This window comes from Candidatus Termitispirillum reticulitermitis (assembly GCF_054655775.1).
Genome location: NZ_BAAIHG010000031.1, coordinates 1 through 14,808, shown reverse-complemented (window position 1 = coordinate 14,808; position 14,808 = coordinate 1). Strand labels below are relative to the sequence as shown.

The following is a 14,808-nucleotide window of genomic DNA, read 5'->3' as shown; positions in this document are numbered from 1 at the left end:
AGCTACTTCGTCATACGATAACTTGCCACTGAGCACATCCTCTACCCCTTTAATCTTGCCATAACTTCCCACAATACATACCCCTAATAAAAAATATATGAGGGGCATTTTAACTTGTGCAATTACAGATGAAAGAAAAGGTATTGACAAAAGCATTAAACTAATGTAGACTTGCCACAAAACAGCTAGAGGTATGTTATATGCGGGGCAATTATAATTACAGAGGTTCTACGACACCTACCGATGTCAAGAAAGCTATGCATGATAAGGGACTTTCTTATCAGGATATAGGCAACAAGCTCGGTGTGTCTAAGCAATATGTTCACTACGTGGTCACGTCTGTGCTGGCTGGTAGCGGGAAGATTTCTGCGCGCAAGCAACAGACGCTTTCACAGATAGAGAAATGTCTTGGGATAAAAATAGTGCCAGGTGTGATTAAAAAGGGCAAGAACTAGCGAATGTATGGGAGCGATGGAGACATCCGCTTTATCCTAGTGCCACTCAGTCTTGCTCTGTCTTATCTGCTTTGCAAGCTATTTTTCGCTAGGTTTATCGTATTCAGTTTCAAGACTATCAGACGGATTGTTTCAGGTTTCGTCCTTTCTTTTTCAAGTCCTGCTATACTTTCCGTTAAGGCACACGAGGGGAATGTAGATGCACAATACAGATTTGGCAGGCTTTATTTAGATGGTCTTCGCATTGAGAAAAACTACGATAGAGCTTTCCTATGGCTACTAAAGGCAACATCTCAGCATCATAAAGGTGCAATAAGTTATCTGTATGTGTTGGCTGAACGCGGACACGCTGATGCAAGGCGTTTTGTCGATTCGCTCGGGAAATTAGACACTATCTCTAACGATATATCAATACCTACACAGCTACTTTGCACGGTAATGTTGACGAGTGTGTTTTTGTCGCAGATATCGTTTATTCAAGAACGCTATGACGTTGTAGTAGCTGCCCGTCGTATTGAAGAAGCAAATGAAAATGAAGCGCAACGTTTGTCATCAAAGCCTGCGCCTGTTGTCATCTATAGAACGAGCTTTACCTGTGGCGATTTGCATGGATTGTCGCGTGACCAGTTGGTTATCTGCACCACTAAAGAGCTGGCAGAGGCTGATTTAGTTATGGTGCGACTATACAGCAAATTGATAACTGCACACAGGGATAATAAAGAGAATTTAAATTCATTAGAGAACAGTCAACGAGCATGGCTCACCAAGAAATTGAACTTGACAGGCAATAATGAAACTGAATATAAAGCTATGTTAATGGAACTTTATGACGAACGTATAGCGGAATTGCAAGCAAAATAATAACAGTTGTCTGAGATAAAATAACGTGCTATAAGTAAGTGCAACAAGCAGGGTGGTGTGATAATGAATCGTGAATTAGTGCTGATAATAGACTACGGTTCGCAATACACGCAGCTTATTGCACGGCGGACGCGTGAACTTGGGGTTTATTCCGAAATATTGCCATGTGATGCAGTTCTTGATGTTCTTAAATCTAAAAAACCTAAGGGGATTATCCTATCAGGCAGCCCATACAGCGTCTATGACGATGGTGCGCCCACTATAGACAAAGGGCTTTTTGAGCTAGGCATACCCGTGCTGGGCATTTGCTACGGCATGCAGCTGATGGTGCAGGTATTCGGCGGGCAGGTTGCCCCGTCTAATACGCGTGGCTATGGGCGTAGCGGCATCAGCATTGAGCGGGAGAATGCTCTGTTTGTAGGCGTTCCTAAATATGCTAATGTGTGGATGAGCCATGGGGATAGCGTCAAGAACGTTCCAGATTGCTTTGATGTGATTGCTAAAGCTACTGATGCACCCATTGCGGCGATTTCTCATAAAGATATGGAACTTTATGCTATTCAGTTCCACCCAGAGGTAACGCATACCGAGCAGGGCGGGCAGATATTAAAAAATTTCCTTATAGGTGTATGTGGCTGCAAGGGCGACTGGACTACCAAGAACTTTATAGATGAGCAGATAGCGCGGATTAAAGACGCTGTCGGCACTCAACGTGTGTTGTGTGGGCTATCGGGCGGGGTGGATTCATCGGTAGCGGCGGCGTTAATACAGCGGGCTATCGGGGACAGACTCACCTGTGTGCTGGTTGACACTGGGCTGATGAGGCTGAACGAGGCAGAAGAAGTCAAACGTGCATTTACGGGAGACTTCAAGACAGATTTAGTCTGCATAGATGCCGAGGAACGTTTCTTAACAGCGTTAAAGGGCGTAGAAGACCCTGAAACGAAACGCAAAGTCATAGGCGAGCTATTTGTGCGAACCTTTGAGAACGAGTCTAAAAAGCGCGGAGATTTTGATTTTCTTGCGCAAGGCACGCTATACCCTGATGTAATAGAGTCTGCATCTGTGCGGGGACCGTCTGCCACGATAAAGAGTCACCATAACGTAGGCGGGTTGCCGAAAGATATGAAGTTTAAGCTGATAGAGCCGCTCAGGGAGCTGTTTAAGGACGAAGTTCGAGCGGTAGGGCGTGAGTTGGGGCTATCAGATGAGATTGTAGATAGACATCCGTTCCCCGGTCCGGGGCTTGCGGTGCGGATACTAGGCGAAGTCACTAAAGATAAATGCGATACATTAAGACAGGCTGATTATATAGCTATAGAGGAGCTAAAAAAGGCTGGATTATATAATGAAGTTTGGCAAGCATTCTGTGTGTTATTGCCTGTAAAAACGGTTGGTGTTATGGGCGATGGGCGCACGTATGAGAATGTTGCGGCATTCAGGGCTGTCGTCAGTATGGATGGTATGACGGCAGACTGGGCGCGACTACCGCACGATGTGTTAGCTAAGATTTCTAATAGAATTATCAACGAGGTAAAGAAGATAAACAGGCTTGTTTATGACATCAGCTCTAAACCGCCTGCTACTATAGAATGGGAGTGATAGAGTGGTTCATTGTGTTCAATGCATTGTGATAGCTGATGATTTAACAGGAGCAAATGCTACGGGGGTGCTGTTAAAGAAGATTAACTACACCACTTACACCATTCTAAATGTGGCGCATATTGATGGGAACAATATGCCTGATTGTGATTGTATCGTCTATTCTACCGACAGCCGTGCCATTGGTGCCGATGTTGCTTATAGTCGTGTTGTTGAAGCCGTCAAATTATTCAAATCAAACCAAGTTAAAGTTTATTCTAAACGTATTGATACTACCCTGCGTGGCAACCTAGGCAGTGAAACGGATGCTATGCTTGATACGTTAGGCGGTAACAGGGTGGCGATGATAGTGCCATGTTTCCCGTCAGGCGGACGTATTTTGGTGGGGGGCTATCTGCTGGTAAATGCGATTCCTCTGCACAAGACTGAGGTGGCAGTTGACCCTAAGACGCCGGTTCATACGCCAGTATGTGCTGATTTATTTGCTAAGCAGACTAAATATCCGATTGGCTCTATAGAAATCAGCGATATTATGCAAGGCAGGCGACATATAATGGCGATAATCAAAGATTTTGCTAGCAGGGGTGTCCGCAACATAGTATTTGATGCGGTTACGCAGGAAGACATTGACACCATCGCCGATGCGGTCATTGCAAGTGAGGTGCCGTTTATTGCAGTTGACCCAGGAGTCTTTACCGCTACATTAGCAAGATTGTTGATGCCAGTGCCACAGGTGGAGCGGGACAAGCCGAAGATTTTGGTAACAGTTGGCAGTGTTAATGCTATTGCGCGCGGGCAGGTGGAGCATTTCCTCGCATCGCAGCGTGTGCTGAATGTGTTTATTGAGGTGGTGGAGTTTTTAGAGGGAGCAGAGCGTTCGGAGGCGGAGATTTCGCGCGTGGTAAGTGAGGTATTGAATAATTGTGACAAATATGAGCTTTGTAGCGTTGTTGGCAGGGGTATTATGCCTGATGGACGTGTAGGGCTAGATGAGTACGCGGAGCGATATAAATGTTCGGCTGATGAGATTTCTAGTATGATAAATGTAGCTATTGCGGAGATAACCTATCGCATAGCTAAGTCTGACAAGAACTTTAAGGGGTTTTACACCTGTGGTGGCGACATTACGGTGGCTGTGTGCAATAGAATGAAAACCTTTGGGTTTAACCTGTTGGGCGAGGTTTTACCTATGGCTGCTTATGGAGAGATGATTGGGGGGGACTTTCCGGGCTTGAAGTTTGCAACTAAGGGAGGCATGGTAGGTGACAGTTCAGCACTCGTTGAGTGCGTCCGCTATCTAAGACAACAGCTATCAGTATAGCAGGGGGCATGAATCAGGAGTTGTTGATTATAACCATAGCGAAGCTATTGGTACAGCAAGCATATTTTCGCTAAATGAAAGTGTTCTATCTCCCGAATATAAAACGATACCTACATAAGGTTTTTTGTTTTTTAGTATATTTTCAACAAACCATTTTTGGGGTTCAAAATCTTTGGAAGAAACGTTATGTCCTGCTTTAACCTCTATCCCTAATAGTGCCCCATCTTCACGCTCAACAATAAAATCAATCTCCCTGTCCAGCCTGTCGCGATATTGTGAAATTGAATATTGACTTTCTAAATCAACTTGCGCTGCCAATTCTTGGAATACAAATGTTTCAATCAATTTACCAGAGCGGTCGTGATTCAGCAGAACTTCTTTCGGTTTCCAACCAAGAATTGAAGTCATCAAGCCAGTATCAGTAGCATAAAATTTAGCACGGCGTCCAACCCGCTCGTAATCCGTCTTAATCCAGGGTGATACTTTTTCAAAAAGATAAAGCGCAATCAAAGCGTTGACATAACTATCCAATGTCAGTTTATTTAGCGATAGGGCAGAGCCGACAGCTGTCATATCTATGAATTTTGCAGACCATGACGCAAGAACTCCCACTAATTCCCGTAAGTCACCTTGTCGGCGAATGTTCGCAATATCTTTCAAATCTCGTTGCACCAGTGTATTTATATAATCCTTGTGCCATTCTTTGCGCTCAGACAAATCTAGCAAACGAACTGCCTCAGGGTATCCTCCGCGAAACGCAAGATTTAATATCTCTTCCTTGTCGTATTCAGATGTTCCTATAGGAAAATCTTTATCAAAAGCTCGTTTTAAGAATAGAGGTGTTTTCCCAAGCGTTTCTCCGACAGTCAGTGGACGTAAGCGGATGTTCTTAACTCTTCCAGCTAAACTCTCAGAAACACTCGGTAAAGATTGAATATTTGCTGAACCAGTCAGCAGATATTGCCCTGAACGATTATCATTATCTACAACTATTTTGATTTCTGGAATCAGTTTCGGAACTTTTTGAATTTCGTCAATAATCATAGTTTTAGCAGATTTTTTTACAAATCCTTTCGGGTCTGCTACCGCCAGCGCAAAAAGGTTGGTATCGTCCAAAGTGCGATAATCACCACCCTTATCAACAACTTGACGCGCAAGTGTGGTCTTTCCAGTTTGCCGGGCACCAGAAACGATGACAACTCGTCTTGTCGCCAATGCTTTCTTTACCGCCTGTCTCTGCCAACGCAAATACCCTTCTTTCATATTCACTACGTATAGCCGATGTTATGCGAAAAGTAAAGTAGAATGTATGCGAAAAGTATAATAGAACATGTGCGAAAAGTATAATAGAATATGTGCGAAAAGTATAATAGAATATGTGCAAATTGCTTAACAGATACATTAAAACGAGTGGTTGCACGAGTAGGTTATTTTCTAATAGCGGCATTAGTCAAGCTTTTTACTAGCAATTAAACGTGTGGGTATTGAAAACTTTAGGTTTCACGACCTGCGTGGAACATCGGCAACATTTTTAGCTATCAGACGCATGAATGTTTCGTCTTCGCCGTTGTGAGGAGCAAATCCCTTTTGTTCTTGCGCAAACACAACTTCAAAGCCAATGTTATTTAGTTTTTCCTTCATTTTGGCGAGGTCTATAAACCGCCTGCTATGCCCTTCGTATATGTAAGTGTTATGTTTATCAGCAACAGGTTCACCCTTTTTGTAAAGTTCGTTATTCAGCCCTCTTGCCTCAATACAAAGATATCCGCCAGCATTTAGGCAATCAAAACTCCACTTTATAACTTCGTCCTCCTGCTCCTCCGCTACAGAATGCAACGTAAAGCGGGAATAAACTACATCAAACCTATGTTCAACACTTAGACTAGTAAAATCAGTGCAATAAAATTTTAGAAACTCATTTTGAAGGTGTTTATTCAGATATTCTATCTCCCCAGCACACTGGTCTATAGCCGTCACCTTAATGCCATTATCAGCGAAGAACACTGCGTCCCGCCCATTACCGCAACCAAGCTCAATAAGGGTGCTACCCTGTTTAGCAAAATGTTCCAGAATATACTTGGCAAATAGAGATGGAGCAAAAGGTTCAGTGTATTCTGCATAATACGCTTCCCAGAAGCTTAAATCGTCTATACGTCCGCTCTCATTAGACACGACATCCCCCCTTTCTCATTTTAACCAAGGTTATTTTTAGAAAGTTATGAACGGGTATTTCTCTCCCCCTAGATGAGCGTCAATGGCTGAACAAACCCCCCTCGTCTCCTGCGGAGACACTCCCCCGTTGGGGGAGAATATAATAGGGACTCATAGCATTTCTTTTGACATCTAAAAGTATTCGTGATATATAAGGGTAAAACGTGTTTTTCTAACCTTGGTTAAATTTACACGTTTAGTTGACATTGTGTCATTTTACTGGGGGCGTTATGAAGAGCGTATATATAGCTATGGCAGCAGACCTTATCCATCCGGGGCATCTAAATATTATTAAGCACGGACGTGAGCTGGGAGAGGTTACGCTTGGTTTGCTTACCGATAAAGCAATAGCATCATATAAACGCCTGCCGTATATGTCTTTTGATGAGCGACGTGTCGTGGCTGAGAATATAAAAGGTGTTGCACACGTAGTTCCGCAAGATACGCTAGACTACGTGCCTAACTTACGCAAATATAAACCCGACTACGTAGTTCATGGCAGTGATTGGCGTGAGGGGGTGCAAAAAGTTGTGCGTGAACGCGTTGTTGAAACGCTTAAAGAGTGGGGTGGCGAACTGGTAGAGCTAGAATACACACAGGGTATATCATCAACAGAGCTTATAAGCAGGCAGAAAACTATCGGCACCACTCCTAACATACGTATAAAGCAGCTACGACGACTAATCAACGCAAAACCTATCGTCCGCACCATAGAGGCACACAATGGCATAAGTGCACTAATAGCAGAGAACGTCTCTGTTGTAGAGAATGGCAAGCGAGAAACGTTTGATGCTATCTGGTTGTCAAGTCTCACAGACTCCACTGCAAAGGGGAAACCAGATATTGAGTTTGTGGATTCTACCTCACGTAGCAACACGTTGAGCGATATTTTGGAGGTTACGACTATCCCGCTGATATATGATGGCGACACTGGCTCATACCCAGAGCATTTTAAGCTACTTGTGCGGCGACTGGAGCGTATGGGCGTATCAGCTGTTATCATAGAGGATAAAATTGGCTTGAAACGCAATTCACTATTCGGCACAGATGTGTCTCAGTCACAAGATAGCATTGAGGGCTTTTGTGAAAAGATACAGGCGGGCAAACTTGCACGTGTGACGGACGACTTTATGATAATAGCTCGTATAGAGAGCCTAATACTAGACAAAGGTGTTGATGACGCTGTTGCACGGGCAAAGGCATATCTTGAGGCTGGTGCAGACGGCATTATGATTCACTCTCGCAAAAAAGAGCCTAACGAGATATTTGAATTCTGCAAACTTTATAAAGGTTTCGCTGAGGGCAAACCACTTGTAGCTGTTCCATCGTCTTATAGTCAGGTGTATGAGAGCGAACTTATAGGACACGGCGTTAATATTGTAATATATGCCAACCATTTATTGCGTGCAGCCTACCCTGCAATGTTCCGCACCGCTGAAACTATACTGAAAAATAAACGGGCTAAAGAGGCTGATGAACAGTGTATGAGCATTAAAGAGATATTAAACATTATCCCAGGCACTAACGAGGACTAACATAGGTTACCAATAATCGTAGCCAGTGCGGTTTCTGTAAGCAGTCGCGGGTTGTTCTTGACACGTTGAGGATTAAACCCGTGTTGAACGATATATTCACAGGCTTTGTCGTCATATCCCAGCTTGCCTAGTTGCAACTCTAGCCCAAGTGTGTGAGCAATATCAGCCAGCCGAGTGGCAGACTGCACGGCATTAGAACAGCCAAGCATTTTGTTTAGTTCGTCCATAGTGCATTGCACGTATTCTACACCTCGCGTATCAAGGCAGTCGCCATCAGACACACCGCTGTTGAAGATAAAGAACGTTGGCAACGTCAGCATAACAGCGTGCCCATGTGCTAACCCTGAATATGCTGTGAATGCATAAGAAATTGAGTGGGCTGCCGTTGTGCGGGTGATGTTTATCGCCTTGCCTGCAAGGTGCGCTCCCAGTGCACGGGCTAAGTAGTCGGGCTTGACAGCACCTATAGTAGGCAATATGAGAGATATAGCCTGACTAGCATAGAGTTTGGATTCATCAGTTGAGTTAACGCACCAGTATGATTCTATAGCTTGCCCTAGAGCATCCGCCAGCGGAGCAGTCGCAGAATCAGCAGGCTGGTTTTCTAGGAATATTGGGTCTATTATGGCACACTTAGGCAGTAGTTTTTCATTATCAACAGAAGACTTCTTGTCGCCGTCCCATAGCACGGCAAATTGGGTTGCCTCGCTACCTGTGCCCGCAGTTGTTGGAATGGCTATTATGGGCAATGCAGAGCCGTCTTCTTTTAGGCTAATTAGCTTGGCGATGTCTATCACTGAACCACCGCCCACAGCTATAATTAAATCAATATTTCTACCCACAACCATAGCTCTCCCACGCTGAACATCTTCAACTTTAGGATTAGTGCTAAAATCAGCCCATTCGGACACATTTATACCAGCAAGCAGTGGTGGGATAATGGCTTGCGCACCACATACGCTGTAGCTGAGCTTGCCATGAAGTAGCAGAACATTGCTATGTGACAGACTAGCTACCACGTTGCGCAATTGTTCTATAGCTCCCCTTGCTATGTATTCTAACATTGAATAGCTTTCATAAAGGCATCTTTGCACTGCACGGGACTTTGACTTGGGCGTCCCAGTTCGGCACGTGCCCCGCGCTTGACTAATATCTCTATAAACAACGGCGTTTCTGAACGGATAAGCTCTCCTATAGAGTTTAGTTCACTAACGTCTGTGATACGAACAGCTTTTTTATAGCCTATTGATTTTGCTATAGTTGCTAAATTAGCTCCTGTAGCCACTGTCGCTTGCCCGCCGACAGAGTCGTGTGCGGCATTATTCAGCACTATATGAACAAAATTCTTAGGGGCTTGAGTGGCAATGAGTGCAAGCCCGCCTAGGTGCATAAGCACTGCCCCATCACCATCTAGGCATATAACACGTTTGTCTGGTTTTGCTAGTGCAATCCCTAGTGCTATTTGCGATGAATGACCCATAGAACCCACCGTTAAGAAATCGCGTTCGTGAGTCTGCCCGTGTTTCTCTCTCAGTTCAAATAGTTCTCGTGAAATCATACCAGTGGTTGATACAAATAACGCATCAGCTACATTTTGTATGATAAACTCTATCGCCTGTTCACGCACGATAACACTACCGTCTGCTCTTGCGGGTGCACTATATTTGCCGAATGTGTCCTTGCGAACAACTAATGCGTAAGGCGCAAGGTGTTGTCCCATATATTGACAAGCTGTCTCCAGTGCCTTAAGTGCATCCTCATCGTTGTCTGGCAAAATGCTATATTTGATACCCATAGTTTCAAGCAGTGGCAGGGTAATAAGTCCCTGTTTAATGTGTTGAGGCTCGTCATGCACATTAGGCTCGCCCCGCCAGCCTATTATAAGCAACGTTGGAATACCATAAACCAGCGGGTCATTAAGCGATATTAGCGGGTTTAGAGCATTCCCCATACCAGAGTTTTGCATATATACGCAAGCGGGGGTGCTAGTAGCCATATAGTGTCCTGCTACTAAAGCGACAGCATTCCCCTCATTTGCACATACAACATGCTTATCAATACCGAGCGTAGAAAAGTATGAGCATAATGGTTTTAGTAGAGAGTCCGGCACGCCCGCAAATAGGCTAAACCTGCTAGCAAGTGCACCGCCAAATATTTCTGTTGAAATCATAATATCACCGCCTGCTATGATATAGCTAAAGACTAAGTGTTGTCAAATCTATTGAAATTTTGTAACATCAGATACTTAAAGGACCCCAGTTCAATGACGAAGTGCAACGATTACCTTTAATGTTCTGATTATTAGCTATGAACAGAATATTAGGGGTGCAAAAGGCGGCAAAAACCTTTACGATGATGTTTATGACAGCGTCATTGGTAAAGGAGATTGCCGTTGAATGTGTCCTGAAAATCTGCTATAATGCCCGAATGTTAACAAGATTTAACTTAAAACTCCTTAAGAACGCTCTATTTCAGGCTTGTCTATTGGCACTAGCATTTGCCGTCATATTTGTGCCACTATCAATGCTTACGACTTACTGGCACTTTTTTGATGAGTTTAGCGCAAACGTTTCCGAAGTCTTAACATTTAGACTGTCCTTTGCGCTAGTGCTATTTGTCCTGTTTTCATTGTTGTTGTATATCTCAAAAACTAGAAAAATAGCCTTTACCGTAATATCTGCCATATCTTTACTTACGCTTTTAGAGAGCGGTTTGTTGTCTATTGGGTTGTCTCCGCTTAATGGAAACTTACATGCATACGGCTTGCTCGTCCGCCGACTGCTGGATAGTCTGCTGTGGGTGGGCGTTATAACGCTATTTATCAAGTATAGAAAACAGCTCTACTCTAACAGGGTTCATATAGTTGTAGGATTGTTGCTCTATAGTCTAGCTGCAACAACGGATGCCTATATAAAGAAACCTGAAAAAATTATTACAAGTTTTATCACAAACATAGATGTCTATGATTCTGTGGAGCTTAGCAGGGACAACAATGTAATAATGCTAATGCTTGACACTGTCTCTTCAGAGGTAGCTGAAGATGTGTTTGAGCACCATCCAGAGCTTGCAGCTCAGTATGAGGGGTTTATAAATTTTACCAACAATGTGGGGATAGGACTGAGAACAAACTTCACAGTTCCGACTCTCTTTACGGGCAAATATTTTGACACTAGTAGCTATAATGAACACTTGTATAGGATAATAGACGACAACGATTCGCTTGTTCGTATATTTCAGAATGTAGGCTATGACGTAGCTGTGCAAAGCTTTGCCGTTAACTGGATATCTAAACCACGTTCAACATCTGCTACAACAACTAAACAGGCGGGGTTGTATAGTAGCGGGTTCTTTGAAACTCGGCTAGACAACCTTGCGCTGTTGCGTGTGATGCCATATCTATTAAAAAAAGACTTCATCAGAAATATTCAAACGGGTGCTGTGATGGAGGGTAAAGCTTATAAACCTAAAGTGAATAAATATAAGCAAGATAGGGGGCTTGATTTTGTTCGCTCTGTCATTGAAAATGCTCCATTGACAGCTCAGCCAACCTTTCAATTCTATCACTTTTTAGGTGCACATGACCCTCTGATGAGTGATGACAACTGCTCTAACGCTCCAAAACTGTTAAAAGAGGGCAACGATTACAATGCGTATTATAAAAAGACCTATTGTGCCCTGAAGGGGACTGCGGACATATTGCAGGCGATTAAGCAACGTGCGGGGGGGGGGGCAGCTCTATAATAACTCTACAATTATAGTCATTTCCGACCACAGTGGCTGGGCATTTAAGGACAAGGATTGGGAGCGGGCGGAGAAAGAAAGGGGCTATTGGCTGGATAGACCTATGCTAATGATTAAGCTAAAGGGGGAGCACAGAGGGTTCAAGAACGATAATTCGCCAGTTGAACATATTCAAACATACACGTTGCTAAAACATATAGCAGAGAATGGCTCTAATATCAGTGAGCGCGCACTTATGAATATAATGCACAAGGATAGTCGCAGGGTATTTATACGGCAACATACTGAAGATAATGCCACAATAAACTACCTAGATGCTAACCGCAATGTAGTCCGCACTAAAAATGTGTCTATACGCGCAAGAATCCCGCAAGAGCTGGTGCCGTTGAAAGTAGCCTACCACTACATTACAGAAAAGAGCAATCTTTATCCAGATATATTAGCATACAACAAGCAGGGCAAGAGCGTTCCCTACGAAAACATTCACGGACAAGGACACAGGCTAGTTGCTCGGGTATCCGAAGCCAATAAAGAATATTCACTCCTGTTGCAATTTTTAATTATTGTTCAAGCTGAGAACAAAGCCTCTGCTGAGCTGAGTTTATCCACAGCTGATGCAAACGTAAAAAAACTCGTCAAACTATCTAAAAGACAGGACGTTGCAGAATCTACATTCAGCGGGCTAGGAGCGGTAAGCCTGCCAGTGAAATCAGACCAAAATGGGCTTATAACATTCTACATTGATATTCCCAACTGCACAGCATACCTTAATGAGCTGACGCTGGTAGAAAGGAGATAGATTATTTATAATTTCAGCCGTTCTAGTATATACTTTCCGCCGACTTGTTCGTCAGAGCCGAAGTGATAGAATACCTTTTCACGCATTGCGGCTAACTTCTCTCTATATGCATCTTTGTCTTGTAGCAGTTTATTCACAAGCGGTAAAATGTCCGCTAGCTTGTCAGGGGCTATGGAGACCCCCGCCTCATCACGCCAAGTTATATCAACTGGCGGAGTAGAAAGACGCGTGTATTCAGGGTTCATCACTTTCATAGCGGTGTTTATGAACAGTGTTGGCTTTAGTGTGCTAAACGAATATTCATAAGCAATTGTTGACCAGTCGGTAATCAATAGCGCACTCGTATAGACAGTCTTGTTGGACGAGAAATCTAACTCAAAAACCAGATTCTCCCCTACCTCACTGCTATATTTAGCAATTATTTTATCTAAATTAGCTTTATAACGCTTTATATATTCTGGGTGCGGGCGGACAACAACCTTGAAGCCTTTATTTATTAAGTTATCTAGCAAATCGCTAATACATGAGTCAAGGATATTATCCTGTTGCCAAGATGGAGCTATTAGTATTGTGGGTAGCTGGCTTTCGGCAGTCATATTCTCGTAATCAGCCACAAGCTCGCCGATTAGCGGATAGCCATAGTCCAACAAGTTCTTAGGCTTAGTGCCATATAGTTTTTCCAGCTCACGTATTTCCGCAGTTTGGTGAGGACCCGCGCAAAATATTGTGTCGTAGTTATCAAAGCTACCCTTTTCCACCACCATGTGGGCACTGGTCATATAGTGCATAATATGTATATATTCAACATCTTTGCGTAGAAGTGAGCGTTTGATATGGTGTGTTCCAAGCCCTGTCATAGTGGTAACCACAAGAGCCGCATCCATTCTCATCATTACCGATATTAACGCCCTTGCACCAATATAGTAGGGAACAAGCCTATCGCCGTGAGCACGCTTAAATACATTGTCGTCTGGGTCGCTTGTAATGTAGTGTATAGTTATATCTGAGTTAGCTAGCAGATAGTCTATCAAGTGTTTAGTGTATTTGTAAAACCCATTCGCCTCTGAATAAAAGACAAGTTTTTTGTTCTCATTCTCGTTAAATAGCTTTACATCGCGTCTTTCACGCTGTCTCAATTCTGCACTGCGCTTATCTCTTGAACCTAGCAAGTTGCCTAGTAGTGCAAGGACGTTATTAAACGTCCAATAGATAAGTAGTGCTGATGCAAGCGGGTATAGTAGCACCAAAAAGAACGCTGACAGCAGATATAGCTTGGTAAGCTCTCCTTTGTCAGTTTTAGGCAAAGTCCACGCAGCCAGAACGTTAACAAGTGTCATTAGAACAGGCAACAGATTCAGCCCGAATAGTAGCCCGTCTGCTTGCGATAAATCCTTTACAAATAAGAAACTCTGCCCCGCAAACATTGCCAGATTGTCCTCTACCATAAAGAACATCGCCATAAGGAGCGGAATCTGTATAAACAGCCCAACCATACCAAATAGTTCATAGAATGGATTATAGTGGAATTGCCTATATAGGGCGTCCCGCAGGTCTGCTTTGCGGGCTTTCGGAACGTCCATAGCTTCAATTTTTTCTAAAAATGGCTGCATCTTAGCCTTAAGCAGTTTCGGTTTATCTATCAGCGGCTGGGCAAGTTTAATGAGCGGGGAGGTAATGAGTCGCACCACAATAGCCACGCACAGCACAGCAACACCATAACTGCCCGTTATAACGTGGAACTTCACAACTAAAAAGTATAAAAGGTGTTCAAGAATGGACATAATGTCGTATAATACTACTACTACTTGTCGCCTTTAATTAAATCACTAATAACCTTATCGTCTGTTTTTTCTGCGTCCTTGCCTCTAGTGAATATGCGCTTAACCTTGCGCCAAAAGATTGCAAATGCTACGCCGATAGCTGCAAGTCCTTGAAATAGCATACTGCCAGAACTTGGGTCTAGGTAGGCATGTGCGGGCAGGACGATGGACAAAAACGAAAGCGTCAATATCAACACAGAAAACTTGTTCATAACGTTCATCTCCAATATTAGCCTTTATTTGACTTAACCCTTAATTTCTGCCATATTTCTGTTGTTATGTCAACATTTTTTACATATAACGTTGTGGCACTCATCTGCGGCTATCTGCTAGATGTCCTTATAGGCGACCCTGCGGTGCGCTTCCACCCGATAAGACTGATAGGCAGAGTTATTGAGCTGGGAGAGAAGTTGCTCTACAAAGATAAGTTTATAAATGGTTGTTATTTAGTTGTTTTTGTCGT

Annotated in this window: 14 protein-coding genes; 8 read left to right on the top strand and 6 right to left on the bottom strand. The window is 43.5% G+C overall.

What is annotated here, in order from left to right; genetic code table 11:
• Positions 1 to 200: 200 nt before the first annotated feature.
• The 4 genes from AC1MDJ_RS04545 (at position 201) to AC1MDJ_RS04530 (ending at position 4,239) form a co-directional block, all read left to right on the top strand.
• Positions 201 to 455, top strand: coding sequence for a helix-turn-helix domain-containing protein (locus AC1MDJ_RS04545; RefSeq protein ID WP_479689769.1), 255 nt, complete (start codon positions 201 to 203; stop codon positions 453 to 455).
• 3 nt (positions 456 to 458) lie between these two features.
• Positions 459 to 1,316, top strand: coding sequence for a lysozyme inhibitor LprI family protein (locus AC1MDJ_RS04540; RefSeq protein WP_479689768.1), 858 nt, complete (start codon positions 459 to 461; stop codon positions 1,314 to 1,316).
• A gap of 63 nt (positions 1,317 to 1,379) precedes the next feature.
• A complete protein-coding gene (gene guaA / locus AC1MDJ_RS04535; protein WP_479689767.1) occupies positions 1,380 to 2,918 on the top strand; it encodes a glutamine-hydrolyzing GMP synthase in 1,539 nt (512 codons plus the stop codon).
• Positions 2,919 to 2,922: 4 nt separating this feature from the next.
• Positions 2,923 to 4,239, top strand: coding sequence for a four-carbon acid sugar kinase family protein (locus tag AC1MDJ_RS04530; protein WP_479689766.1), 1,317 nt, complete (start codon positions 2,923 to 2,925; stop codon positions 4,237 to 4,239).
• A 27-nt stretch (positions 4,240 to 4,266) separates the two neighbouring features.
• On the opposite strand, the gene AC1MDJ_RS04525 is transcribed toward AC1MDJ_RS04530, so the two are convergent.
• Together AC1MDJ_RS04525 and AC1MDJ_RS04520 are read right to left on the bottom strand one after the other, a co-directional pair.
• Positions 4,267 to 5,502, bottom strand: coding sequence for an ATP-binding protein (locus tag AC1MDJ_RS04525; protein ID WP_479689770.1), 1,236 nt, complete (start codon positions 5,500 to 5,502; stop codon positions 4,267 to 4,269).
• Between the two features lie 237 nt (positions 5,503 to 5,739).
• Positions 5,740 to 6,411 (bottom strand): class I SAM-dependent methyltransferase, encoded by a 672-nt coding sequence (locus AC1MDJ_RS04520; protein WP_479689765.1) that lies wholly within the window; start codon positions 6,409 to 6,411, stop codon positions 5,740 to 5,742.
• Between the two features lie 269 nt (positions 6,412 to 6,680).
• Here AC1MDJ_RS04520 and aepX point away from each other — a divergent pair, with 269 nt between their 5' ends.
• Entirely contained in the window at positions 6,681 to 7,985 is a 1,305-nt protein-coding gene (gene aepX / locus AC1MDJ_RS04515; protein ID WP_479689764.1) for a phosphoenolpyruvate mutase, read from the top strand.
• On the opposite strand, the gene AC1MDJ_RS04510 is transcribed toward aepX, so the two are convergent.
• On the bottom strand, positions 7,982 to 9,079 hold the full coding sequence (locus tag AC1MDJ_RS04510) for a phosphonoacetaldehyde reductase (RefSeq protein ID WP_479689763.1): 1,098 nt from the start codon (positions 9,077 to 9,079) through the stop codon (positions 7,982 to 7,984). The two genes, aepX and AC1MDJ_RS04510, sit on opposite strands and share 4 nt — an antisense overlap.
• Positions 9,043 to 10,155, bottom strand: coding sequence for a phosphonopyruvate decarboxylase (gene aepY / locus AC1MDJ_RS04505; protein ID WP_479689762.1), 1,113 nt, complete (start codon positions 10,153 to 10,155; stop codon positions 9,043 to 9,045). The genes AC1MDJ_RS04510 and aepY overlap by 37 nt, the downstream gene beginning before the upstream one ends.
• Positions 10,156 to 10,292: 137 nt before the next feature.
• Between aepY and AC1MDJ_RS04500 the strand changes: the two genes are divergently transcribed.
• Both AC1MDJ_RS04500 and AC1MDJ_RS04495 read left to right on the top strand, forming a co-directional pair.
• Positions 10,293 to 11,726, top strand: coding sequence for a sulfatase-like hydrolase/transferase (locus AC1MDJ_RS04500; RefSeq protein WP_479689761.1), 1,434 nt, complete (start codon positions 10,293 to 10,295; stop codon positions 11,724 to 11,726).
• Complete coding sequence (locus AC1MDJ_RS04495; RefSeq protein ID WP_479689760.1) at positions 11,701 to 12,525, top strand: hypothetical protein; 825 nt, start codon at positions 11,701 to 11,703, stop codon at positions 12,523 to 12,525. Before AC1MDJ_RS04500 ends, AC1MDJ_RS04495 begins: the two co-directional genes overlap by 26 nt.
• A gap of 5 nt (positions 12,526 to 12,530) precedes the next feature.
• Here the strand turns inward: AC1MDJ_RS04495 and AC1MDJ_RS04490 are convergent, their stop codons facing one another.
• The gene (locus tag AC1MDJ_RS04490) at positions 12,531 to 14,270 is read right to left on the bottom strand and encodes a YidC/Oxa1 family membrane protein insertase (protein ID WP_479689759.1); all 1,740 of its coding nucleotides are present in this window, start codon (positions 14,268 to 14,270) and stop codon (positions 12,531 to 12,533) included.
• Between the two features lie 56 nt (positions 14,271 to 14,326).
• Positions 14,327 to 14,557, bottom strand: coding sequence for a hypothetical protein (locus tag AC1MDJ_RS04485; protein ID WP_479689758.1), 231 nt, complete (start codon positions 14,555 to 14,557; stop codon positions 14,327 to 14,329).
• A 66-nt stretch (positions 14,558 to 14,623) separates the two neighbouring features.
• Here AC1MDJ_RS04485 and AC1MDJ_RS04480 point away from each other — a divergent pair.
• Positions 14,624 to 14,808 (top strand): cobalamin biosynthesis protein (locus AC1MDJ_RS04480; RefSeq protein ID WP_479689757.1); only part of this gene is annotated, 185 nt, incomplete at its 3' end.